This is a genomic window from Alloalcanivorax sp. C16-1, assembly GCF_046507805.1.
Lineage (GTDB): Bacteria > Pseudomonadota > Gammaproteobacteria > Pseudomonadales > Alcanivoracaceae > Alloalcanivorax.
The window spans coordinates 225,581-248,701 of the sequence record NZ_JBKFTK010000004.1; the positions used below are offsets into that span (position 1 = coordinate 225,581).

The 23,121-nt window shown below is 66.4% G+C and carries 19 protein-coding genes; 5 read left to right on the forward strand and 14 right to left on the reverse strand.

Annotated features, from left to right (window positions below):
• Window positions 1-20: 20 nt before the first annotated feature.
• The 3 genes from ACLD0W_RS14795 to ACLD0W_RS14805 are packed head-to-tail and all read right to left on the reverse strand — an operon-like array spanning window position 21 to window position 3,915.
• Window positions 21-446: an ExbD/TolR family protein gene (locus ACLD0W_RS14795; protein WP_228233595.1), complete on the reverse strand. Its 426-nt coding sequence runs from the start codon at window positions 444-446 to the stop codon at window positions 21-23.
• A gap of 10 nt (window positions 447-456) precedes the next feature.
• A complete protein-coding gene (locus ACLD0W_RS14800; RefSeq protein WP_410308249.1) occupies window positions 457-2,367 on the reverse strand; it encodes a DUF2341 domain-containing protein in 1,911 nt (636 codons plus the stop codon).
• A 57-nt stretch (window positions 2,368-2,424) separates the two neighbouring features.
• Window positions 2,425-3,915, reverse strand: coding sequence for a ShlB/FhaC/HecB family hemolysin secretion/activation protein (locus ACLD0W_RS14805; RefSeq protein ID WP_410308250.1), 1,491 nt, complete (start codon window positions 3,913-3,915; stop codon window positions 2,425-2,427).
• Window positions 3,916-4,460: 545 nt separating this feature from the next.
• On the opposite strand from ACLD0W_RS14805, the gene ACLD0W_RS14810 reads away from it, so the two are divergent.
• The gene (locus ACLD0W_RS14810) at window positions 4,461-4,829 is read left to right on the forward strand and encodes a hypothetical protein (protein ID WP_410308251.1); all 369 of its coding nucleotides are present in this window, start codon (window positions 4,461-4,463) and stop codon (window positions 4,827-4,829) included.
• Here ACLD0W_RS14810 and ACLD0W_RS14815 read toward each other — a convergent pair.
• The 10 genes from ACLD0W_RS14815 to ACLD0W_RS14860 form a co-directional block, all read right to left on the reverse strand.
• Window positions 4,823-6,121: a peptidoglycan DD-metalloendopeptidase family protein gene (locus tag ACLD0W_RS14815; protein WP_410308252.1), complete on the reverse strand. Its 1,299-nt coding sequence runs from the start codon at window positions 6,119-6,121 to the stop codon at window positions 4,823-4,825. The two genes, ACLD0W_RS14810 and ACLD0W_RS14815, sit on opposite strands and share 7 nt — an antisense overlap.
• Before the next feature lie 78 nt (window positions 6,122-6,199).
• Complete coding sequence (hpxZ, locus tag ACLD0W_RS14820) at window positions 6,200-6,595, reverse strand: oxalurate catabolism protein HpxZ (RefSeq protein ID WP_410308253.1); 396 nt, start codon at window positions 6,593-6,595, stop codon at window positions 6,200-6,202.
• 1 nt (window position 6,596) lies between these two features.
• Window positions 6,597-7,271, reverse strand: coding sequence for a cysteine hydrolase family protein (locus ACLD0W_RS14825; RefSeq protein WP_410308254.1), 675 nt, complete (start codon window positions 7,269-7,271; stop codon window positions 6,597-6,599).
• Window positions 7,268-8,800: an ABC transporter ATP-binding protein gene (locus tag ACLD0W_RS14830; protein ID WP_410308255.1), complete on the reverse strand. Its 1,533-nt coding sequence runs from the start codon at window positions 8,798-8,800 to the stop codon at window positions 7,268-7,270. The genes ACLD0W_RS14825 and ACLD0W_RS14830 overlap by 4 nt, the downstream gene beginning before the upstream one ends.
• A gap of 1 nt (window position 8,801) precedes the next feature.
• Entirely contained in the window at window positions 8,802-9,491 is a 690-nt protein-coding gene (locus tag ACLD0W_RS14835) for a cysteine hydrolase family protein (RefSeq protein ID WP_410308256.1), read from the reverse strand.
• A gap of 1 nt (window position 9,492) precedes the next feature.
• Complete coding sequence (locus ACLD0W_RS14840) at window positions 9,493-10,497, reverse strand: formamidase (protein ID WP_410308257.1); 1,005 nt, start codon at window positions 10,495-10,497, stop codon at window positions 9,493-9,495.
• 21 nt (window positions 10,498-10,518) lie between these two features.
• Complete coding sequence (locus ACLD0W_RS14845; protein ID WP_410308258.1) at window positions 10,519-11,439, reverse strand: ABC transporter permease; 921 nt, start codon at window positions 11,437-11,439, stop codon at window positions 10,519-10,521.
• Window positions 11,432-12,553, reverse strand: coding sequence for an ABC transporter permease (locus tag ACLD0W_RS14850; RefSeq protein ID WP_410308259.1), 1,122 nt, complete (start codon window positions 12,551-12,553; stop codon window positions 11,432-11,434). Before ACLD0W_RS14850 ends, ACLD0W_RS14845 begins: the two co-directional genes overlap by 8 nt.
• Before the next feature lie 24 nt (window positions 12,554-12,577).
• A complete protein-coding gene (locus ACLD0W_RS14855) occupies window positions 12,578-13,687 on the reverse strand; it encodes a BMP family ABC transporter substrate-binding protein (RefSeq protein WP_410308260.1) in 1,110 nt (369 codons plus the stop codon).
• Between the two features lie 294 nt (window positions 13,688-13,981).
• A complete protein-coding gene (locus ACLD0W_RS14860) occupies window positions 13,982-15,055 on the reverse strand; it encodes a ring-opening amidohydrolase (protein ID WP_410308261.1) in 1,074 nt (357 codons plus the stop codon).
• A 190-nt stretch (window positions 15,056-15,245) separates the two neighbouring features.
• Between ACLD0W_RS14860 and ACLD0W_RS14865 the strand changes: the two genes are divergently transcribed.
• From ACLD0W_RS14865 to ACLD0W_RS14880, 4 genes are all read left to right on the forward strand, one after another.
• Window positions 15,246-16,142: a LysR family transcriptional regulator gene (locus ACLD0W_RS14865; protein WP_410308262.1), complete on the forward strand. Its 897-nt coding sequence runs from the start codon at window positions 15,246-15,248 to the stop codon at window positions 16,140-16,142.
• A 358-nt stretch (window positions 16,143-16,500) separates the two neighbouring features.
• The gene (atzF, locus tag ACLD0W_RS14870) at window positions 16,501-18,270 is read left to right on the forward strand and encodes an allophanate hydrolase (RefSeq protein WP_410308263.1); all 1,770 of its coding nucleotides are present in this window, start codon (window positions 16,501-16,503) and stop codon (window positions 18,268-18,270) included.
• A gap of 1 nt (window position 18,271) precedes the next feature.
• Window positions 18,272-21,898 (forward strand): urea carboxylase, encoded by a 3,627-nt coding sequence (gene uca / locus ACLD0W_RS14875; protein WP_410308264.1) that lies wholly within the window; start codon window positions 18,272-18,274, stop codon window positions 21,896-21,898.
• 17 nt (window positions 21,899-21,915) lie between these two features.
• Window positions 21,916-22,614, forward strand: coding sequence for a GntR family transcriptional regulator (locus ACLD0W_RS14880; protein WP_410308362.1), 699 nt, complete (start codon window positions 21,916-21,918; stop codon window positions 22,612-22,614).
• Between the two features lie 82 nt (window positions 22,615-22,696).
• Here the strand turns inward: ACLD0W_RS14880 and ACLD0W_RS14885 are convergent, their stop codons facing one another.
• Complete coding sequence (locus tag ACLD0W_RS14885) at window positions 22,697-23,035, reverse strand: winged helix-turn-helix transcriptional regulator (protein ID WP_410308265.1); 339 nt, start codon at window positions 23,033-23,035, stop codon at window positions 22,697-22,699.
• Between the last annotated feature and the right edge of the window lie 86 nt (window positions 23,036-23,121).

Here is a 23,121-nt window from a genome sequence, read left to right on the forward strand (position 1 = left end):
CTCGGTCGGATCCGTTCCAGTCAGTTCTTCGGTTTGCCGGTCACCAGGCCCACCTGGGCAAGCTCCAGGCGACGCAGGATGTCGAGCACTTCCACCACTTTCTGGTACTGCACCGCCGCGTCACCGCGCACCACCACCGGAAAATCCGGATGGGTGGCCTTTTCCGTACGCAGGCGGTCCTCGAGCTCATCCAGGGTCACCGGGTAGGCGTCGAGAAAAATCTGGCCATCGTTGTCCACCGATACCGCCTTGGTCTTCGGCTCCGACAACGACACCGACGCGCTGGCCTTGGGCAGATCCACCTGAATACCGGCCACCTGGGCGGTGGCGGTGAGGATGAACATCACCAACACCACCATGAGCACATCCACCAGGGGTGTGATGTTGATGCCGTCGACCGGACCGTCCTGCTCGTCGTCATCCATGGATGCTTTTACTGAAGCCATGTCGCTCTCCTTACACCAGGGCGTCGTGTCGGGTGCCGGCGGTGCGGTCGTCGGCGTGGTGGACCACGCCGGCCCCGGCACCGCGCAGCTCGGCCAGGCGGGTAACGAACTCGTCCAGAAAAACGCGCATGTCGGAGCTGATGTCGCGGTTGCGACCGTTCAGGCGGTTGTAGGCGAACAGCGCCGGGATCGCCACGAACAGGCCGGCGGCGGTGGCCAGCAGCGCGGCGGCCATCCCCGGCGCCACCGCGTTGATGTTCACGTTGCCGGCCATGGCGGTGCCGAGAAACACCACCATGATGCCCAGCACCGTGCCGAGCAGGCCGATATAGGGGCCGCCGGCGATGGCGTTGGAGAGCACCCCCAGCCGATGGCCCAACGCACGGTTCTCATTAGTGCGAACCGCGTCCATGGAGGCGCGGATCGCCTCCAGCGTTTCCGAGGAAATGCGATCGGTATCGGCGCCCTGTTCACGGCGAATCCGCAGTTCGCGAACCGCCACCTGGTAGAGGCGCCACAGCGAGGAGTATTCCAGACGCTCGCCCAGGGCCCGGTCGTCCGCCAGCTTCTCCAACCGCGTGCCGACCCCGGCAAAAACTTCGCGAAATTCGGCGTTGGCTTCGTCGGTGCGCCGTGCCTGGCGGAACTTCTGGAACATCACCACCCAGGTTTGCAGCATCATGATCGCCAGCACCCCGATGATGACCCAGGCATCCACCGGTACCGATGCCAGCAGGAAGCCCAGCGCGCCAAAGCCGAAACCGGATTGCTCCTCGTCGACGCCGAACGTCAGCAGGCTTGCCCGCGGACCCTGGGACAGGGCGCTGGCACGGATCAGCGCGGGGGAACGCTCGACGCGGGACAGGCGCACCTCGTCCATGGCCCCGCTAAAGCCGGCGACCGTGGCGGGCGTCTCGCTTTCCGCGCCGGCCCCCGCGGCGAGCTCGCCGGAACCGTCTTCTCCGACGCCTTGCGCCCCATCGGTGATGGCACCCGGATCAACCGCCGCCTGATCGCCAAGCGGATCGCCGCCCAGGGCGGCGGCGCCATTGAAGGCCGGCAAGGCGACGGCCATGCGACCCGCCGGCTGGCCGTTGAGATAGAGAGTCACGCCCCGGGCACCGACGGTGACCGCCAGATGCTGCCATTGATCGGCGACCAGCGGCTGACCGGCGCGCGCACGCTGACCGTTGATCGCCACAAACGGCACCCCGTTATCAATGCCGATCAGCAAGCTGTTGCCGGCGTCCCGGCGCAGATAGAGGGCCTGCTCGCCGGCCGCCTGCGGTGCCTTGATCCAGGCGCTGAAGCTGAACGCGCCGCCGGCGCCAATCGCCAGTGACGGGGCCGCCGGCAACATCAGCGGCTCGCCACTGAAGCGGGCGGCCTGACCGATCACACCAGCCGTGGAGGCCGGTACCGGGCTATCGGAGTCGTTGCCGTAGGCCGTGGCATCGCTCGCCGTAGCGCCCGGCGCGCCGTCGAAGTGGTACACCCCGGCGTAGTCCGCATCGTAGACCTGGCTGTCGCCGGGCGCCGGCGCTTCGGCGTTGCCGTAGTACATCCAGATGTCCTGGCGGGCGCCGCCCTGCACCTCCGGCACATCCACCCAGATGTAGGCCACGCCCAGCAGAGCGTCAAAGCTCTCAATCCGGTGGCTGAAAACGGTCTCGTCATCCGCCGAGACGAAGCGAATGTCAGCGCCGTTCTCTCGCACCCCATCGAAGCTGAAGTTGCCCGTATGCAGGCGCACCAGCACCGGCATGCGGCCCACCGGCTCACTGATGTCCGCGCCCGCCGAAGTGGTGTCGATGGTGATTTGTTTCCGGTAACTCCAGTCTTCCTGCCACCAGGCCTGTGCCAGGGAAGGCGCCAGCGCCCCCAGGCAGGACAGGATAAAGACGAGCAAACGTTGTCGCATGGTCAGGCACTCCGAAGATAACTCTGTAATTCGTGTGGTTTGGATGGTCCCGGGTAGTTAAAAACGCGCGGTCACGCTGAAATGAACACGCGGGTCGTATTTTTCCGTATCGCCGGTTTCCAGCAGCGGGTAGCCCAGGTCCACGGAGCCGCTGAGAAAATCCCAGAGCTGAGCGCGGGCGCCGACACCGACGCTGGCCAGATCAAACCGGTAGTCCTGCTCCGGCAGCGGGTCCTGCAGTCTCAGCCAGGCGCCTTCACTGAAAACGTGGAAACGCAACAATCGCCAGGGATTGCCAAACCAGCTATCCAGCGACGGCGTACGCAATTCCAGGCTGGCCAGATAACCCTCATCACCAGCCTGCTCCGCGGCCAGGTAACCACGGACCGTGCCGGCGCCGCCGACCGCGAACTGTTCATTGGAGACCAGCGGTCCCGAGGCGAACTGGCTGGACAGCTTGCTTGCCAGCACCCATTCATCCAGCTGCCATTCCAGAGAGGCGTCGGCCTTGAACAGGGCGAAATCCGGGCTCGCCTGGTAGCGCTTGTCATCGAACTCCTCCCAGCCGCTGCCCCCGGAGGGGACCTCATCGGAAGCCGTCACCACACTGAGATTGATGTAGCCCTGATGGTGATCGGTGAAGAAGTAGCCGTTATAAGCAAAGGTAAAAGGCGCGTACTCCAACGGCACATCGTCCTCGCTCTGACCAAAGACCAGGGATTCCGTGAAGTCCTTGAAATCGATCCCCGCGGAGAACGAATGCCCCCAGGTGCCGTTGAACGGCAGGCTGTAGATCAGCGAAACACCGACGGAGTGGCCCTTGCCCACCACATTGGTGCCACCCACGGTGGCCACGTCGCTGTCGGAGATATAGCCGTTGACGCGGGTGGACCAGCGTTCCGCCAAGGGCGCTTCGTAGCTGGCGGACCACACCTCCGCGTTGTCGGTATCCTGCGGCGCGGTAAAAAAGGTCAGCGAGGCGCTGTGCCCCTTCTGCCAGAGATTGGCATGCGAGAGAGTGGCGATGGTGCGCAGCTTTTCGGTGTCCGCGCTGTAATCGTTATTGGCGGTAAGGCTGGCGTTCCAGGGTCGCCGATCCTCCACCGACAGGTCCACGTCCATGGTCCCCGGAATCCGTCCCTCCTTGACCAAGGGCATGACCTGGCGCTTGCCGGAACGGTTTACCCGGGTGAGCTGCTCCTGAACCAGTTCGAAGTCCGGCACCGCCCCCTCGCTCAGGGCCGGCACGTCCCGGCGGATCGCCAGCGGCGAGTGGTAGCGTGAGCCGACCACCCGCACCCGCCCCACCGTGACCTCCGTCACCAGCAGATAGACCACGCCCCCGGACACCTTCTGCTCCGGCAATTCCACATACACCGATTGGTAGCCGCGTTGCTGATAGACTTTCTGCAGCGCCTCCCGGGCCTGCTGAATATGATCAAGGGTTTTGTCCGGGCCCAGGAACGGATAGACCGTGCGCTCGATGTCGCGGTTGTCCAGAACGGTATTGCCGCGCACGATGTACTCGTTAATGGTAACGGTGGCCACCGCGGGCAATTCGTCATCGGCCCTCGCCGTCGTCGGACTCAGCCATAGATGCAGGCTCAGCCATAGAAGGACGAACAGCCTTGCCTCCCCCCTTGCGATCAAACCTGGCATTCTTCCGTGCGCATTGAACATGAATAAAACCCGGCGCTAAAAAAGGTGCCACGGCGTCGTTCATCCCGAAGGCCCCATTGATCGACGACCGCCACCGAAATATCCACCGGCTAAAAACCGGTGATCCAGTTAACACTTTTTAAGATGCCACCCGAGCGCCACGACCGAAGCTTTGTCACCAAAAATTCATCAATAAAAAAAGGCCGCCGCCGGCCTGGGGAACGCTCGCCGACGACGGCCACCTGATTGCCGACCGTGGTCACCGATCCGCGGCGGGAAAAGTGAACATGCTCCGATCAACAAAGAGAGAGAGTGTTTCAGAACGGGGAAACCGCAAAGCGGTCATGAAAAGTTCACGAAAAGTGCGGGCTTCGACATTGCCGTGGACGTCCTCAGAACGCAGGCTCGGCGTTCACCAAAGTGAGGGCGTTGCGATGGGGCTATACGGGAAAAGCCGGCGGAGCGTGCTGAGCACCGTGGCGCTGATGCTGCTAGCAGGGCTGGCCGCCACCCGGGCGGGTGCCGACAAAACGGAACAGGTCGAGGCCGGATACCCCTGCGTAACCGTGGAGGTAGACGGGCACCGTGCCCTGCCGCTGGACTGTTTGCAGCAGCGCATGACGCCCTCCGACGGCGCCCGGGGGGGCGCGCCGGCGAGCTTCGGCTCGGAAGACATCGTGCGGCAAACGCCTAACCGGATCGGTCAGTTCAGCCGCTCAGCACTGCGCAATCGCATGGGCAACACCCTGGGCCACGGAGTCCGGCCGCAACGACCGGAACGCCCGCCGCCCGGCCGCTACTGAGCGCGACCGGCCACCTCGGTACCGCCCTGCCCCGGCGCCGGGAAATCGAAATAGGCCGCGTACTGGTTCCGGAAACGGGTCAGCTCGTCGTTCGCCAGTTGGCCCTTGGTGGGCAGCGCCGCTTCCATGGCGTTCACCGGACGGCCATTGAGGCGCAGTTCGTAGTGCAGGTGCGGGCCGGTGCTGCGACCGGTGTTGCCGCTGTCGGCGATCACCTGACCCTGCTCGACGGTATCGCCGGCGTGCACCATCAGCTTGCTGAGGTGCATGTAGCGGGTCTGGTAGCCGTTGCCATGGTCCAGCACCAGGTAGTTGCCGGCCAGGGCGCCACGGGTGGCGCGGCGTACCACGCCGTCCGCCGGGGCTTCCACGGCGGTGCCCACCGGCATGGCGAAATCGGTGCCGTAATGGGGGCTGATGCGGCCGGTGATCGGGTGGTGGCGGTGCAGATTGAACGGCGAGCTGATGCGGTAACGCAGGTTCTGGGCGTAGGGGTAACGCCAGAAGCTGGGCAGCAGGCTGGTGCCGTCCGGCTTATAGAAGCGGTCGTCGTCGAAGCGGGCGGCACTGGCCCGCAGGCGCGCGCCCTGATAATCGAAGCCCATCAGTTTGGCGGAGTAGGCACGCTCGCTGCCTTCCAGGTTCTCCACGTCCACCAGCACCGAGAAACGGTCGCCGCGGCGGGCCTGGCGGCCCAGGGGCAGCAGTTCGGCGAGCTGGGCGCTCACCGAACCGGCGGCGCCGGCCAGATCCGGCTGCGCGGCCAGCGCGGCGCCCAGGGAACTCTGCACCACGCCGGTAATGCGGACCCGGTGGCTGGTGCGGGCTTTTTCCAGGGGCCGCGCGCTGATCGAATCCGCCTCCAGATTCCACTGGTAGCCGCGCGCCTCGTTCTCCCACAGCCGCAGCGCCAGCAGGTTGCCGTCACTGTCCGCTCGCCATTCCAGATGCTGGCCGGGGCGCAGGCGGTTGAGCAACTCGCCGTGCTCGGCGGTCTCGATCAGCCGGTAGAGGGTGGCGGCGGGCAGCTGCCATTGCTCTTTCCACAGGTGGGTCAGGTAATCCCCGGGGGCGATGGTGTAGTGCTCCCAGGGCAACGGCGCCGGGGCCGGGTCCAGGTTGTGGAAGTCGGTGTCGGCGGCCAGCCGCAGCAGCGACTGTTCGGTCATCGGCGGCAGTTCCGGGCGCGGGTGGTAGCGCCACCAGAAGGCCACCGACAGGGCGATCAATAACGGTGGCAAAAGAAGGCCAAGCGGCGGCCGGTTCAGGGCTTTCGCCGTAATCTCGGGCATGAGGGTCCCCGGGACGCAAAAAATGGATCGGAGAATGTTAGAGGAATGTAATACCCCAAGGGAAGCCCGAAGGCCGGATCAGAGGGTACTCAGGTCCACGCTCACATGGGCGGCCACCACCTTCCAGCCGTCGGCGAAGCGTACCCAGGTCTGCATCTGCCGGCCCACCCGCTCGCTGACACCGTCCCGGAACTGGGTGCTCACCGTGGCGCAGTCATCACTGAAAGTGGTGATCACGGTGTTGAACAGCTTGCGGCCGGGGCCCACCGGCTGGCACTGGCGCCGGTAGCGGGCAATCTCGTCGCCGCCGTGCAGGTTTTCCGCCACGCCGTAGCGCACCGTGGCGGCGTGGTCCCAGAAGTAGCCGTCCAGCACCGCCAGGTTGTTGTCCAGCAGGGCCCGCTCGTAGTCCTCGAAGGCGGTGCGTACTTCCGCCACTACCCGGGGCCGGTTGATCTCCGGTGAAGCGTTCATATCAGAGTTCCTTGTTCCGCAAAGCCGCCCGCAGGGCGGTCAGTCCGGCCACCTGGCCGACGATGCCGCCCTGGGCGACGACCATCTCCAGGGTGGCCCGTTTGAAGTCGGGGAAATAACTTTCCGTGGCGTCCTCGATCAGCAGGCCGCGATAGCCCCGGTCGCAGGCTTCGCGCATGCTGGTCTGCACGCACACTTCGGTGGTAACGCCGGCGAACAGCAGGGTCTCGATGCCGGCCTCGCGCAGCCTCTGGTCCAGGCCGGTGGCGTAAAACATGCCCTTGCCGGGCTTGTCGATCTGCCACTCGCGGTCCAGCGGCGCCAGCTCCGGCACGATCTGGTTGCCCGGTTCGCCGCGGATCAGGATGCGGCCCATGGCCCCCGGGTCGCCGATGCGCAGGCCCGGCTTCCCCTGTTGGTGCTTGGCCGGCGGACAGTCGGACAAATCCGGGGCGTGGGATTCACGGGTGTGGATCACGGTAAGGCCATGGTGGCGGGCCAGAGCCAGCAAGTCCGCCACCACCGGTACGATGGCGCGCAGCGGCGTCACGTCGTTGCCCAGGGCGGCGCCGAAACCACCGGGATCGAGAAAATCCCGCTGCATGTCGATCACCACCAGCGCGGTGCTGGCGGGTTCAAAACAATAGGGCCCGGGGCGGGCGTCCACCTGGATCATGACGCCTCCCGGTGGCCGCCGCCGGCCATATGCGCGCCCAGTTCGGCGCGGTCCGCGTCGCCGGCGGCGGTTTCGAACACCAGCTCGCCGTCGTGGATCACCAGGATACGGTCCGCCAGCTCCAGCAGTTCATCCAGATCCTCGCTGAGCAGCAGCACGGCGGCGCCCCGGTTGCGGGCGTTCATCAGACGCTGGTGAATCAGCGCCACGGAATTGAAGTCCAGACCGAACACCGGGTTGGACACGATCAGCACCTGGACCTGGTCGGTGAGCTCCCGGGCCAGCACCGCCCGCTGCACATTGCCGCCGGAGAGCGTGCCGATGGGCCGGTCCGGGTCCGGCGGCGTCACCTGAAAGCGCTCGATCAAACCGCGCGCCTGCTCACGCATGGCCTTGCGGCTGACCCGCCAGCCCTGGCGCCGGATCGGTGCCCGGTCGAAGGTGCGCAGGGCCAGGTTCTCGGCCACCGACAGATTGGCCACGCAGGCATTGCGCAGCGGCTCCTCCGGCAGGCTGTGCACGCCCCGCGCCAGCATCTGCTTGCGGGTGGCGTGATACGGTTCGCCGTGCACGCGCACCGCGCCGGCTTCGCGCTTGCGCTGGCCAAGCAGCGCTTCGGTGAGTTCCCGCTGGCCATTGCCGGAGATGCCGGCCACCCCCAGGATCTCGCCGGGGCGCACTTGAAAGGAGGCGCCGTGCACGGCGCGCACGCCCTTATCGTTGTTCACCTCCAGGCCGGCCACTTCCAGAGCCGGGGCGCGATTGCGATCCACCGGCGGCCGTTCGCCGGCCACGGTGCGGTCGTCGCTGCGCCCCATCATCCATTCCGCCAGGGCCTCCGGCGTGGTGTCCGCCACCTTGCAGCTGCCCACCAGGGCGCCCTTGCGCAGCACCGTCACGTCGTCGGCGAAGGCGGTCACCTCGCGAAACTTGTGGGTGATCATCAGCACCGACACCTGGCCGGCATGGGCCAGGTCGCGCATCAGGCCCAGCACTTCGTCCGCTTCCTGGGGGGTGAGCACCGAGGTGGGTTCGTCAAGAATGATCAGACGCCGGTCCAGGTACAGCTGCTTGAGAATTTCCAGCTTCTGTTTTTCCCCGGCGGCCAGTCCGGCCACCGGGCGCTCCGGGTCCAGCTTGAACGGCATCTTTTCCATGAAAGCACGCAGCCGCTCGCGCTCCGCTTTCCAGTGAATGCGCGCCGGCAGGTCACCCCGCGCCAGCACCAGGTTCTCGGCCACGGTGAGGCCCGGCGCCACGGTGAAATGCTGGTAGACCATGCCGATGCCCAGGCCGTGAGCGTCCCGGGGCAGGCGCACCGCGTACTCCCGGTCGTCCACCAGAATGTTGCCGTCGTCCAGGGGCGCATAGCCCACCAGCCCTTTCACCAGCGTGCTTTTGCCGGCGCCGTTCTCGCCCAGCAGGGCGTGCACGGTACCGGCGCGCACGGTCAGCGACACCTTGTCCAGGGCCCGAAAGGTGCCGAAGGTTTTGCTGGCGCCGATGGTTTCCAGCTTCAGGGCACGCATCTCACAGCGCTCCCAGGCCGTCGAGCAGCGCGCCGGAGTCGGACACGCTGCCGAACACGCCGCCCTGCATCTTCACCATCTTGATGGCGGCGTCGTGGTTGCCTTTGTCCGTGGCGCCGCAGCAATCTTCCAGCAACAGGCATTCGAAGCCCCGATCGTTGGCCTCGCGCATGGTGGTGTGCACGCACACGTCGGTGGTGATGCCGGTGAGAATAATATTGTCGATGCCCCGGGTGTTGAGGATCAGTTCCAGATCGGTGGCGCAGAACGAGCCCTTGCCGGGCTTGTCGATGATCACCTCGCCGTCCAGGGGCGCCAGCTCCGGAATGATGTCCCAGCCCGGCTCACCGCGCACCAGGATGCGCCCGCAGGGGCCGGCGTCGCCGATACCGGCGCCGATCCGCTGGGAACGCCAGCGTTTGTTGGCGGGCAGATCGGCCAGATCCGGACGGTGCCCTTCGCGGGTATGGATAATCAGGAAGCCCCGTTCGCGCAGCGCCGCCAGCACCTTCTTGATCGGCTCGATGGGCGCCCGGGTGAGGGACAGGTCGTAGCCCATGCTGTCCACGTAACCGCCCTTGCCGCAGAAGTCGGTCTGCATATCGATCACGATCAGCGCCGTGTTGTCCGGGCGCAGGTCGCCGTTGTAGGGCCAGGGGTAGGGATCGGCGGTGATGAAGTGCTCGCTCATATCAGTGTTCTCCTGGCGTGTAAGTGCGCTGCGGCGGCGCGAAGCCGCAGGCGCTGCCGTCGGTGTGCTTGACGTTGTCTTCCCAGGGCAGCCGGTAGCGGCCCGCCGCCAGGTCCCGCATGTAGGTGTAGGGGCAATCGCCGGCGCCGCCTTTTACCGCCACATAGCCGCGGTGGCCGAACTGGTAGATGTTGTTCTCCACGCCCCAGTGCTCGCGGGCCTCGCGCACCAGGTCCGGGCGCAGCTCGCAGCAGACGATTTCGTCGGCGCGGCCACTGCCCTCCACCAGGGGCACGCCGTCGAAGTTGACGAACATGGCCTCGCCCATGGAATCGAAGGTGCCGTCGGAGCCGCACATGCAGACGCTGGCGGTCTGCATCAGGTTGGTGAAGGCGTTGGCCTGGTTGGTGATCTTCCAGGAATGGCGGATCGGCGCCGTGTAGCCGGCGGTGCGGATCATGATCTCGGCACCCTTGTAGGCGCACTCCCGGGCCATCTCCGGGAACATACCGTCATGGCAGATAATCAGCGCCAGGGTGGAACCGTTGGGCCCTTCGCACACCGGAATACCCTGGTCGCCGGGCTCCCAGGGTTCCACCGGCACCCAGGGGTGCATCTTGCGGTAGTAGAGTTTCAGCTCACCGGTGTCGTCGATGATCAGCCCGGAGTTGAACGGGTTGCCATTGGGGTTGGCTTCCATGATCGAGAAGCAGCCCCAGATCTTGTGGTCGATGCAGGCTTGCTTGAGCGCCGCCACTTCCGGGCCGTCCAGGTCGCACAGGATGTCCGGCGAGGTGTCCATGGACAGGCCGTGCAGGGAATATTCCGGAAACACGATCAGGTCCATTTCCGGCATGGAGCGCCGGGCCTTGCCGATCATCTCGATCACTCGTTGCGTCTGTTGCCAGAGCTGGTCGCGGGTATGGGGATCGGGCAACGCCAGTTGCGCCAGCCCCATCACCACGCCGTTGGGGGTTTTGTTCAAACCGGAGAGTCCGCTGGACATGGGAGTACCTTCTCTCTTGGGTTATCGGTTCAGGCTGAGTTCGCCGGGCGCGCCACTGAGGGTGCGGTCCGGTCGGCAGGTGATCACCATCACCGCCAGGGTCAGCACATAGGGAATGGCGTTGAACAGGTAGTAGCCCCAGCCAATGCCGATGGCCTGCAGGGCCGGGCCCACGGCACCGGCGGCGCCGAACAGCAACGCCGCCCACAGGCAGTTGATCGGTTGCCAGCGGGCGAAGATCACCAGCGCCACCGCCATCAGGCCCTGGCCGCTGGACAGCCCCTCGTTCCAGCTGCCCGGGTAGTACAGCGACAAATAAGCGCCGCCCACGCCGGCCAGAAAGCCGCCCACGCCGGTGGCCACGATGCGCACCCCGGCGGCCCGGTAACCGAGCGCCTGGGCGGAGTCCTCATGGTCGCCCACCAGCCGCAGCACCAGGCCCCAGCGGGTGCCGCGCAGGCCCCAATGCAACACGAAGGCCAGCGCCACGCCGATAAAGAACAGCACGTTCACGTTGAGCGCCGAGCGCACCCGGGTGTCGTCGCTCCAGAAGCCGAGCGGAATGGAGGGCAGCATGGGCGCGCTGGGCTGGATGAAATCCTTGCCCAAAAAGAACGCCAGGCCGGTGCCGAACAGAATCAGGGCAATACCAAAGGCGATGTCGTTGACCCTTGGCAGCGAGCAGATCACACCGTGCACCAGCCCCAGGGCCAGCCCGGACAGGCCGGCGGCCAGCACCCCCAACCAGGGGGAGCCGGACAAATAGGACACCGCGTAGCCGGTCATCGCCCCGGTGACCAGAATGCCTTCCAGGCCCAGGTTGATGCGCCCGCCCTTCTCGGTGAGGCATTCCCCGAGGCTGACGAACAGGAACGGCGTGCCCACGCGGATGGCGCCGGCCAGCAGGGCCAGCAGAAAAATCGACAGTTCCGACTCAGCCATGACTGACCTCCGTGGTGCCGGTGCGGGACGACGGCGCCGCGATCCAGTGACCGCGCAGCCACAGGCGCCAGTCCAGAGTGCGGCGGGTGAGCGCCTCCCAGGCCAGCAGGTTGATGAACAGAATGCCCTGCAGAATCAGAGTGGTGGCGTCGGGCAGACCCAGGCGCCGTTGCAGCAGGCCGCCGCTGGCTTCCAGGCCACCGAGCAGAATCGCGCAGACGATAACGCCCAGCGGGTGATGGCGGGCGGCGAACGCCACCAGGATGCCGGCGGTGCCGTAGCCGGAGATCAGCGCGGTATTGGCGCTGCCCTGCACGGCGCTGACTTCGTACATGCCGGCCAGGCCGGCGGCGGCGCCGCCCAGCACACAGGTGAGCAGCACCAGCCGGTCCACCGGCAGGCCGAGCATGCGTGGCGTGCGCGGGTTGCCACCGACGATGCGCAGGGAAAACCCCACCACGCTGTAGCGCACAAACACCCAGGCCAGCACGCAGGCGACCACGCCGGCCACCAGCCCCCAATGCACATAGAAGCTGTCGCTGATCACGCCGATCTGATAGCCGCCGTCCAGCGGCGGCGTGGACGGTTTGTTTAAACTGTTGGGGTCGCGCAGGGGCCCTTCCACCAGATGGCGGAAGATCGCCAGGGCGATGTACGACAGCAGCAGACTGCCGATGGTCTCGTTGACGCCGCGCTTCTGCCGCAACCAGCCGCTCAGGCCGATCCACAGGCCGCCGGCCAGCATCGCCGCCACGCCCATGGCGATCAGCATCGGCCAGGCCGGCAGCGCCGGCAGCCACAGCGGCGTCACCGCCGCCGCCAAACCGCCGAGCACCAGCGCGCCTTCACCGCCAATGATGATCAGACCGGCGCGGGCCGGCAGCGCCACGCACAGCGCCGTAAGCATCAGCGGCGCCGCGCGCATCAGGGTGTTTTCCCAGGCGAACATGGAACCGAAGGCGCCTTCGAACACCAGCGGCCCGGCCTGCCAGGCGGGCTGGCCCTGAATCAGCAGAAACAGGATGAACAGCACCGCCGTGGTGAGCATCGCCAGCAGCGTGGGCAGCACCGGCAGCGCCAGCACCGCCGCCCGACCGAGCCAGGGCTTCAACATGACGGGCTCCCCCCGTGGAAAGGATCAGAGCTGGCCACGCACGCCCTCCACCAGATAGTCCATGCGCTCCAGTTCCACGGCGGTTTGTTGGTAGTCAGTGCCGTCGGCGATCACCACCTGGCCCTGATTGTTCTTCAGCGGGCCGCCGAAGATCACGTAGTCACCGCTGAGCATTTTCGCCTTCACCGCGTCCGCGTTCTTTTTCGCTTCGGCGCTCACCGCCGGCCCATAGGGCGAGGTTTTGACGAACCCTTCCTTGAGGCCGCCGCGCAGGAAGTTGATCATCGGCTCGCCGTTCATGGCCGCCTTGACGTGTTCCTGGTAGGGCGTCACCCAGTTCCACTCCGCGCCGGTGAGGTAGCCTTCCGGCGCCAGCTGCGCCTGGCTGGCGTGGTAGCCGCAGGTCATGACGCCGCGTTTCTCGGCGGTTTCCACCAGCACCTTGGGGCCGTCCACGTGGCAGGTAATCACGTCACAGCCACTGTCGATCAGGCTGTTGGTGGCTTCCGCTTCCTTCACCGGCATCGACCAGTCACCGGTGAAAATCACCGAGGTGGTGATGTCCGGGTTCACCGAGCGAGCGCCCAGGGTGAAGGCGTTGATGTTGCGCAGCACCTGGGGAATCGGCTTGGCGGCCACGAAACCGAGCTTGGCGGATTTGCTCATATGGCCGGCCACCACGCCGTTCAGATACTGGCCCTCGTCGATGTAGCCGAAGAAGCTGCCCACGTTCATCGGGTGCTTGCCCTTCTCCCAGAGGCCGCCACAGTGGGCGAAGCGGGTGTCGGAGAAACGCTGCGCCACTTTCAATACGTGCGGGTCGAAGTAGCCGAACGAGGTGGGGAAAATCAGGCTGGCGCCATCCTGGCGAATCATCGCTTCCATGGCGCGCTGCACCGCCACCGTCTCCGGCACGTTCTCCTGCTCCACCACCGTGACCCCGGGCATCTTCTTGACCAGGGCGGCGGCTTCCGCGTGGGACTGGTTGTAGCCGAAGTCATCGCGGGCGCCCACGTACAGGAAGCCCACGGTGATCTCTTTCTGCGCCGCGCGCAGCGGGTTGAACGGCAGCGCCGCGGCGGCGCCCAGCAGGCCGGCGGCCTTGATGAAGTTACGGCGATTGATGTGCGACATGATGAGGCGTCCTTTAACACTGACCTTGGATGGAAGGCGCCGCCGGGCGACGCGCGAAGGTTGAGTGCATCCTGGAATGCATGCTGGTATACAAGTAAGCAGCCTTCATGCCATTCGCGGTAAACCCCTTAAAAACAAGGCTTTCCCGCGAAATCACCGGTTCTCGCCAAACACCCCGCGCACTGCTTGTGTGCAAAACCGCGCGCCGCGCACCAGCGGCGCGCACCGTCTTCCGTCCCGCGACGCCCAGGCAAATGTCCGTCACCGCCGGGGTGTCGCCGCGCGGGCAGCAGCTCATGATCCGCTCTCCACGATCACCGCCAGCGGGCCGCCGCCGTCCGGGCCCTGGTGCTCGGCGCCGCCGGACACGAACAGGGCCAGGTCGCCGGTGCGCCCGCCCAGCACCCCGCCCACCAGGGCGCGGGCGTGGCGGGTGGCGTTGATGTCGCTGTCGTCCCACATGGTGTGGCGGCGCCCGCGGATTTCGCCGCTGCGGGACGGCTCCGCCTTGGCCAGCAGCGCCACCAGTTGGCCGTCGCCCAAGGTGGCCCGGGCGCGCTCCAGGGCCTCGCCGTCCAGCGCGTCGGCCATCACGTCGTGGCCGATGCGCAGGGCCGGGTCCCAGCCAGGTGCATTGCCCAGCACCAGGATTTCGTTGCGCATCAGCTCAATGCCGGCGGAGGTGCTGGCGCGGCCGGACCACAGCGCGAAGTCATGGCAGACGGCGGCGTCACTGAGCGCGCGCTCGTCCACCTCGCCCAGGGCCAGGGCCACGCCCAGCGCCGAGGCGCCACGGGAATAGCCCATGGATTCGTAGGTGTCGGTGGTGGCCACGGTGGCGCCGCGCCGGCGCGCCTCCTCGCAGCGGGCGGCGGTGAGCAGCGGGCATTTGATCTGCACATAGTGCACGTCCTCCGCCCGCTCGATGCCGGCCCCGGCCATGGCCGCGCGCACCGCCCCGGCGGTGGAGCGCACCTGGTCCAGGCGGCCGATCTGTTCCGGCGCGAAGGTGTCGGTGAAGGCGATGCCAGCGGCCAGCCCCGGCTGTTCCGGCGCCGGCGAGGCGGCATCGTCCACCTCGAACACCAGCCAGTGGGGCGACAGACCGCCCTCGGTGCCGCCGGACATGACGAAGGCGATGCGCTCGGCCACGGTGTCTTCGGGCAAATCCAGCCGCTCGGCGAAGAAGCGCTTGAGCACGCTGGTGGCGAAGGCGCGGGTGAAATCGTTGACGCAGCCGTTGCCCTCGGTCTTGCCGAGCACCGCCACCACCCGCTCCGGGTGCAGACGGCCGTCGGCCAGCGCCTCGCGCAGCGGCGTCAGGTCATCCGGACCGGCGCAGGGCAAACGCAGAACGAGGGTTTTCATGGTAAAGCCTCCCATTAATTTGAATCGCGACAACCAGGCCGCGATGGCATTAGCACGCCGGCCAGGCGAGTCCGCCCGTGCCTGGGCGTTCATTGAGAGGCAAGATAGAATTCCCGGAGCGCAGCCCACCAGCGTTATTTTCTGGTCAGAGCGATGCCGTTTCGGCATCGCTCATTGCTCGGAGCACGAGATGCAGAACATCCGCTTTCTTCGTTATGTGGACGCCGTGGCGCGCTGCGGCTCGATCCGCAAGGCCGCGGAACAGCTCAACGTGGTGTCGTCGGCGGTGAACCGCCGCATCCTGGATATCGAAGCGGAGATCGGCACCGACCTGTTCGAGCGGCGCGCCCGGGGCGTGCGCCTCACCGCCGCCGGCGAGCTGTTCGTGGCCTACGCCCGCAAACAGATGGCGGAGCTGGAACGCACCCTCTCGGAGATCGAGGACCTGCAAAGCGTGCGGCGCGGCGAGGTGCGCATCGCCGCCATCGAGGGCATGGCGGCGGAGCTGCTGCCCCGGGCGATCTGCGCCTTTCAGAAAACCCATCCCCAAATACGCTTCACCACCTTTATCTGCGGCCGCGAGGAGGTGTACCGGTACCTGAAGGAGTTTCGCGCCGACATCGGACTGGTGTTCAACCCGGCGCCGGACCCGGAGATCCGCACCCTGATGGACGTGGAACAGCGGTTGTGCGCCTTCGTCTCACCGGATCATCCGCTGACCCGGCTGGACCAGGTGCGGCTGTCCGATTGCGTGGCCTACCCGCTGGCGCTGCCGGATCGCAGCCTGGGCGGGCGCGCCCTGCTGGATGAATTCCTGGCGCGCCGCTCCCTGCGCCTGGAGCCGGCGCTGGAATCGGATTCCTTCGAACTGATGCGTAACTTCGCGGTGAAAAGCGGCGGCGTCTGTTTCCAGATCCAGATCGGCATGCCGCCCTCGCACCTGCCCGGCGGCATGCGCGCCCTGCCCCTGGCGGACCGGGGCCTGAGCCGGGGCCGTCTGGTGCTGGGCATGGAACACTCCCGCGCCCTGCCGGTGGCCACCGCGCGCTTCGTCGAGCACCTCAAGAACGATCTGGCCGACGCCTGACCCACCCACGCAGCCCCCCTCAAGCGAGTCCGGGTTATGCCCTTCCGGGACCCTTGAGAACAGGACGTTCGAAAGGGAGCCTACAGGGACGTACTCGCGGCGTTCCCGGAAGGGCATAACCCGGACTCGCGCCCAGGCTGGAGAGCCCGCCCCGTCGAAACGCGGCCCCCGACGCCGCACAGTAATAGTGCCGCGCGCCCCGCGATGAAGCAGAACGCCGCCCCGGAACACCACCGCGCATTTTCACCAAACCACCGCCAGCGCCCGTAAACACTGGCACCGCGCCGCGCCGCCGAGAAGCTGGCACCGGCCTTGCACTGATCGGCATACCTACTGGTATACAACGAGGTATGCGAACGTGCTTGGCTGGACCATCGATCAATGGCGCTCCGCCTACCGGCGCAAAAAACTGACGCCGGTTTCCGCCATGAAGGCGCTGTCCGCTCTGCTGCAGGACAGCGAACGGGCTCTCTGGATTCACCTGCTCGACGAATCCAGTCTGCTGGCCCAGGCGGAACGCCTCAGCGATCCCTCCCTGCCCTTGTACGGCGTGCCCTTCGCGGTGAAGGACAACATCGACGTGGGCAGCCTGCCCACCACCGCCGCCTGCCCGGCCTATGCCTACACCGCCAGGGAAACTGCTCCGGCGGTGCAGGCGCTGCTGGATGCCGGCGCCATTCTGGTGGGCAAGACCAACCTGGACCAGCTGGCCACCGGCCTGGTGGGCGTGCGCTCGCCCTACGGTGAAGTGCCCAACCCGTTCAATGGCGACTACGTCACCGGCGGCTCCAGCTCCGGTTCCGCCGCCGTGGTCAGCCTGGGGCTGGTGCCGTTCGCGTTGGGCACCGACACCGCCGGCTCCGGCCGGGTGCCGGCGGCGCTCACCAACATCGTCGGCCTGAAGCCCACCAAAGGCAGCATGAGCACCCGGGGCGTGGTGCCCGCCTGCCGCACCCTGGATTGCATCAGCGTATTCGCGGTGAGCGTGGACGACGCGGAAACCGTGTTCGATCTCTACAAAGGCTACGACGAACAGGACGGCTACGCCCGCCATGCGCCCACCGGCGTGCCCACCGCCTTGCCGGAAAAACCGCGCCTGGGCGTGCCCAAGGAAACGCCCTGGTTCGGCGATGATCAGGCCGCCGCCGCCTGGCAACGGCAACTGCAGGAACTGGACGCCATCGCCGAACTGGTGCCGTTGGACATGGAGGTGCTGCACCAAACCGCCCGCCTGCTTTACCAGGGCCCCTGGGTGGCGGAGCGCTACACCGTGGCGGAGCCGCTGCTGGAAGACCCGGACGCACTGCTGCCGGTGATCCGCGATGTGATCCTGCCAGCCAGGGATATGAGCGCCGCCGACGGCTTCCGCGCCCAGTACCAACTGGCGGACCTGCGCCGGCAAGCGGATCAGCTGATGGCCGGCATCGACGCCCTGGTGGTGCCCAGCACGCCGGGCATCTACACCCGGGCGGCGGTGAACGCCGACCCGATCAAGCTCAACAGCCAGCTCGGCACCTGGACCAACTTCGTCAACCTGCTCGACATGTGCGCCCTGTCGTTGCCCGGCGGCCTGCGGGACGGCGACGGCCTGCCCACCGGTATCACCCTGATCGGCCCGGCCTGGTACGACGCCGCCCTGGCGGAGTTCGGCCGGCGCTGGCAGCGCCACCGCCCCTGGAAGGCCGGCGTCACCGACCAGCAACCGGCGCTGCCGAAAGCGGAGGACGACAAGGACCGGGACGACGGCACCGTCACCGTGGCGGTGGTGGGCGCCCATCTGTCCGGCATGCCGCTTAACTACCAACTCACCGAACGCAACGGCGTACTGCTGGAAACCACTCGCACCGCGCCCTGCTATCGCCTCTACGCGCTGGCCAACACCACGCCGCCCAAGCCCGGTCTGATCCGTGCCGACGACGGCGCCGCCATCGAGATCGAGCTGTGGAAACTGCCGATCACCGAGTTCGGCAGCTTCGTGGCGCTGATCCCCGGCCCGCTGGGCATGGGCACCCTGGAAACCGAGGACGGCCGACAGGTGAAAGGCTTTATCTGCGAAGGCTGGGCGATTGCCGACGCCAAGGACATCACCGCCCTGGGGGGCTGGAGAAATTACATCAAGGGGTTATGAAATGGCTTTGAAGAAGGTGCTGATCGCCAACCGTGGCGAGATCGCGGTGCGCATCTGCCGCACGCTCAAACAGCTGGGCATCGCGTCGGTGGCGGTGTACTCCGACGCCGACCGCAACAGCCAGCATGTGGCCGCCGCCGACGAGGCGGTGGCCCTGGGCGGCCAGACCGCGGCGGACAGCTACCTGCGCAGCGACCTGATTCTGCAAGCGGTGAACGACACCGGCGCCGACGCGGTGATCCCCGGCTATGGCTTTCTCTCCGAGAACGCGGAGTTCGCCGAGGCCTGCGCCGCCCGGGGCGTGGTGTTCGTGGGCCCGACCCCGGACCAGCTGCGCCGCTTTGGCCTCAAGCACGAGGCCCGCGCCCTGGCGGAAGCCGCCGGCGTGCCCCTCGCCCCCGGCACCGGCCTGCTGCAAAGCCTGGATGAAGCCAAACAGGCCGCCACCCAAATCGGCTACCCGGTGATGCTCAAGAGCACCGCCGGCGGCGGCGGCATCGGCCTGAGCCGCTGCAACGATGAAGCGGAGCTGGTGGCCGCGTTCGAATCCGTGAAGCGCCTGGGGGAAAGTTTCTTCTCCGACTCCGGCGTGTTCATCGAACGGTTCGTGGCCCGCGCCCGCCATATCGAAGTGCAGATCTTCGGCGACGGCCAGGGCAAGGTGCTGGCCCTGGGCGAACGGGAATGCTCCCTGCAACGGCGCAACCAGAAAGTGGTGGAGGAAACGCCGGCGCCGAACCTGCCGCAAGCTACTCGGGAAAAACTCCACGACAGCGCCGTGCGCCTGGGCGAGTCGGTGAACTATCAGTCCGCCGGCACGGTGGAATACATCTACGACGACGAGCGCGACGAATTCTATTTCCTGGAGGTGAACACCCGCCTGCAGGTCGAGCACGGCGTCACCGAATCCGTGTTCGACGTCGACCTGGTGGCCTGGATGCTTCAGTTGGCCGGCGGCGACAGCGTGCCCCTGGAGCGGGATTACCGGCCCGACGGCCACGCCATGGAAGTGCGCATTTACGCCGAGGACGCCCTCAAGGATTTCCAGCCCAGCCCCGGCGAACTGACCGAAGTGTTCTTCCCGGACAACATCCGCCTGGACGGCTGGGTGGACACCGGCACCGAGGTGAGCCCGCACTACGACCCGATGCTGGCCAAGGTGATCGTACACGGCGCCGACCGCGCCGCCGCCCTCGACAACATGCGCGACGCCCTGGCCGCCACCCGCCTGTCCGGCATCGCCACCAACCTGGATTACCTGCGCCAGATTCTGCGCGACCCGGCGGTGGCCGAAGGCAAGGTCTCCACCCGCTACCTGGAGAGCTTCCAGTACACGCCCACCGCCTTCGAGATCGTCGACCCGGGCACCTATACCACGGTGCAGGACTACCCGGGCCGCGCCGGTTACTGGGACATCGGCGTGCCTCCGTCCGGCCCCATGGACGACTACGCCTTCCGCCTGGGTAACCGTATCGTCGGCAACCACCCCAGCGCCGCCGGTCTGGAAGCCACGCTGGTCGGCCCCACCCTGCGCTTCCACAGCGACACGGTCATCGCGCTTACCGGCGCCGGCTGCGACGCCACCCTGGACGGCGAGCCGGTGATGCTTTGGCGGCCGGTGACCGTGAAGGCCGGCCAGACCCTGGTCACCGGCAAGGTGATCAGTGGCTGCCGCACCTACATCGCCGTGCGCAACGGCATCGATGTGCCCGACTACCTGGGCAGCAAATCCACCTTCGTGCTCGGCCAGTTCGGCGGCCACGGCGGGCGCACCCTGCGCAAGGGCGACGTGCTCTCCATCTGCCAGCCGCAGCTGGCCGGCTGCCCCACCCCGGCGCCGGAACATGAACCAGCGGCGGCGGATGCCAAGCTGATCCCGGACTACCCACAGCAGTGGGCAATCAAGGTGCTGTACGGCCCCCACGGCGCCCCGGACTTTTTTACCGAGGAGGCCATCGAGGCATTCTTCAGCGCCGACTGGCAGGTGCACTACAACTCCAACCGTCTCGGCATCCGCCTGGTGGGTCCGAAACCAAGCTGGACCCGCACCGATGGCGGCGAGGCCGGCCTGCATCCCTCCAACATCCACGACTGCGAATACGCCGTGGGCAGCGTTAACTTCACCGGCGACTTCCCGGTGATTCTCACCAAGGACGGCCCCAGCCTGGGCGGCTTCGTGTGCCCGGTGACCATTGCCAAGGCGGAGCTGTGGAAGGTGGGGCAGTTGAAGCCCGGCGACAGCATCCGTTTCGTACCGATGGCGTTTGATGAAGCGTTGGCATTGGAAAAGGCCCGGGACCAGGCCATCGAGGCCCTGCAACCGGCGAGCCCCGAAACGCCTTCTTTGCCGAAACCGGGAACCAAGTTCACCTCACCGACCATGCTGGCGGAGCTCGACGCCACCGAACTGGCTCCGCGCATCACCTACCGGCAGGCCGGCGACAAATACATTCTGATCGAGTACGGCGACAACGTGCTGGATCTGGACCTGCGCTTCCGCGTCCATGCCCTGATGGAAAACCTCAAGGGCGACAAGGTGGGCGGCATTCTGGAACTGTCCCCGGGGGTGCGCAGCCTGCAGGTGCACTACGATTCCCGGGTGATCCACCAGGCCCAGCTGGTGAAAACCCTGCTGGAGCGGGAAGCGGCCCTCGGCTCCGTGGCCGATATGGTGGTCACCTCCCGGGTGCTGCACCTGCCCCTGGCGTTCGAGGACAGCGCCACCCTGGACGCGGTGAAACGCTACCAGGAGACCATCCGTGGCGAGGCCCCCTGGCTGCCCAACAACGCGGAGTTCATCCGCCGCATCAACGGCCTGGATTCCATCGAACGGGTCAAGGAGATCGTCTACCAGGCCAGCTACCTGGTGCTGGGCCTGGGCGACGTTTACCTGGGCGCGCCCTGTGCCGTGCCGGTGGACCCGCGCCACCGGTTGATGACCTCCAAGTACAACCCGGCGCGCACCTACACCGCCGAGGGCACGGTGGGCATCGGCGGCGTCTATATGTGTATCTACGGCATGGACTCCCCCGGCGGCTACCAGCTGGTCGGCCGCACCCTGCCGATCTGGAACAAGCACCTCAAAAACCGCCAGTTCAAAACCGGTGAGCCCTGGCTGCTGCGCTTCTTCGACCAGGTGCGCTATTACCCGGTGAGTGAGGAAGAACTGGCGGGGATGCGCGATGCCTTCCGCGAAGGCCGGCTCGAGGTGGAGATAACCGAAGAGAAATTCTCACTGGCCGATCATCACCGCTTCCTGAACGAGATCGAACCGGAGATGGTGGCCTTCCGGGAGAACCAGCAGGCCGCCTACCAGCAGGAAGTGGCGCGCTGGCAGGACGAGGACGCCCAGATCGAATCCGCCCTGCTGGGCGGCGGCGGCGCCGACATCGGCGAGGTGGACGGCCACCTGGTCAGCGCCGAGATCAGCGGTAACGTCTGGAAGCTGCTGGTGGAGGAAGGCGCCACCGTGCAGGAAGGTCAGACCCTGGTGATCGTGGAAGCCATGAAGATGGAATTCGAAATCACCGCCAGCGCCGCCGGCACCGTTACCGGCCTGCACTGCAAGCCCGGCGCCATCATCAATGCCGGCGACCCGGTGGCGGTGATCGACACGGACGTGGCCTGAAGGAGGCCCCAATGAAGATGGTCCTGAAAAACCAGACTCGGGAAAATCTCGCCGAGCGTATCTACCGACAACTGAAGCAGGATATCTTCGACTTCCGCCTGCTACCCGGCGACCGCTTCAGCGAAAACGAAATCGCCGAACGCATGGGCGCCTCCCGCACCCCGGTGCGCGAGGCCCTGTTCCGCCTGGAACGGGAAGACTACGTGGAGGTGCTGGCGCGCAGCGGCTGGCAGGTCAAACCCTTCGACTTTAAATACTTCGAGGAACTCTACGACGTGCGCACGGTGCTGGAATGCGCCGCCGTGCGCCGGCTCTGCGAGCGGGACACCCCCGCGCCGCAACTGGAAGCGCTCACCACCCTGTGGCGCACGCCCAAGGAAGACCGGCCGCAACGGGTGGGGCCGGTGTCGGCCCTGGACGAACGCTTTCATGAAATTCTGGTGGAAGCCGCCGGCAACCAGGAAATGGCGCGCATCCACCACGACCTCACCGAGCGCCTGCGCATCATCCGCCGCCTGGACTTCACCAAACCGCCGCGCATCGACGCCACCTACCAGGAACACGCCGCCATCCTCGACGCCATCGCCCACCGCCGGGTGGATCAGGCGCAGATGCTGCTGCGCGCCCACATCGAAGCCAGCCGCAACGAAGTCCGCAAGATCACCCTCCACATGCTCCACGAAGCCCGCACCCACGGCGGGGTCGGACCGCGGTAACCCACTGTTTCTGAATGCTTTTTTCTCCATAAACAGCGCACAGCGGCGGTTAGAGGGGCCTTTTCACCCCCCAAAACCGGGGCTAACCGGGCTGATCCGGCGCTTTGTTCTCGTGCCAGGTGAGCAGCCCGTCCAGCACCGGACAAAGAGACTGCCCCCAATCCGTGAGCCGGTATTCCACCTTGGGCGGCACCTCCGGATAGACTTTGCGCACCACCAGCCCATCCGCTTCCAGCTTGCGCAGCTGCTGAGCAAGCATCTTCGGCGAGATGCCCGGGATCCGTTTTTCCAGCTCGGAATAGCGCCGCACCTGCCCGCCAAAAAGATGAAAAAGCAGAATCAGCTTCCAGCGTCCCTCCAGCACACTCAGTGCCGCCGCCACATCCGCTGCCGCGCTTTCCGGTGTGTATTCCTTACCCATAGGTAACCCACTTACTTTTTGGTGCGTTCTTGATGAACGGAAACGTCATGATCAAACTTCATCGCCTCTCCTTCATCATCCAGGTA

Bases quoted from the DNA above. Each gene is read 5' to 3' on its own strand.
- ACLD0W_RS14880 (WP_410308362.1), top strand. From the start codon at position 21,916: ATGGTCCTGAAAAACCAGACTCGGGAAAATCTCGCCGAGCGTATCTAC.
- ACLD0W_RS14860 (WP_410308261.1), bottom strand. From the start codon at position 15,055: ATGAAAACCCTCGTTCTGCGTTTGCCCTGCGCCGGTCCGGATGACCTG.
- ACLD0W_RS14845 (WP_410308258.1), bottom strand. From the start codon at position 11,439: ATGGCTGAGTCGGAACTGTCGATTTTTCTGCTGGCCCTGCTGGCCGGC.
- ACLD0W_RS14840 (WP_410308257.1), bottom strand. From the start codon at position 10,497: ATGTCCAGCGGACTCTCCGGTTTGAACAAAACCCCCAACGGCGTGGTG.
- ACLD0W_RS14885 (WP_410308265.1), bottom strand. From the start codon at position 23,035: ATGGGTAAGGAATACACACCGGAAAGCGCGGCAGCGGATGTGGCGGCG.
- uca (WP_410308264.1), top strand. From the start codon at position 18,272: ATGGCTTTGAAGAAGGTGCTGATCGCCAACCGTGGCGAGATCGCGGTG.
- ACLD0W_RS14800 (WP_410308249.1), bottom strand. From the start codon at position 2,367: ATGCGACAACGTTTGCTCGTCTTTATCCTGTCCTGCCTGGGGGCGCTG.
- ACLD0W_RS14815 (WP_410308252.1), bottom strand. From the start codon at position 6,121: ATGCCCGAGATTACGGCGAAAGCCCTGAACCGGCCGCCGCTTGGCCTT.
- ACLD0W_RS14850 (WP_410308259.1), bottom strand. From the start codon at position 12,553: ATGTTGAAGCCCTGGCTCGGTCGGGCGGCGGTGCTGGCGCTGCCGGTG.
- ACLD0W_RS14865 (WP_410308262.1), top strand. From the start codon at position 15,246: ATGCAGAACATCCGCTTTCTTCGTTATGTGGACGCCGTGGCGCGCTGC.
- ACLD0W_RS14810 (WP_410308251.1), top strand. From the start codon at position 4,461: ATGGGGCTATACGGGAAAAGCCGGCGGAGCGTGCTGAGCACCGTGGCG.
- ACLD0W_RS14835 (WP_410308256.1), bottom strand. From the start codon at position 9,491: ATGAGCGAGCACTTCATCACCGCCGATCCCTACCCCTGGCCCTACAAC.
- ACLD0W_RS14830 (WP_410308255.1), bottom strand. From the start codon at position 8,800: ATGCGTGCCCTGAAGCTGGAAACCATCGGCGCCAGCAAAACCTTCGGC.
- ACLD0W_RS14855 (WP_410308260.1), bottom strand. From the start codon at position 13,687: ATGTCGCACATCAATCGCCGTAACTTCATCAAGGCCGCCGGCCTGCTG.
- ACLD0W_RS14825 (WP_410308254.1), bottom strand. From the start codon at position 7,271: ATGATCCAGGTGGACGCCCGCCCCGGGCCCTATTGTTTTGAACCCGCC.
- ACLD0W_RS14795 (WP_228233595.1), bottom strand. From the start codon at position 446: ATGGCTTCAGTAAAAGCATCCATGGATGACGACGAGCAGGACGGTCCG.
- hpxZ (WP_410308253.1), bottom strand. From the start codon at position 6,595: ATGAACGCTTCACCGGAGATCAACCGGCCCCGGGTAGTGGCGGAAGTA.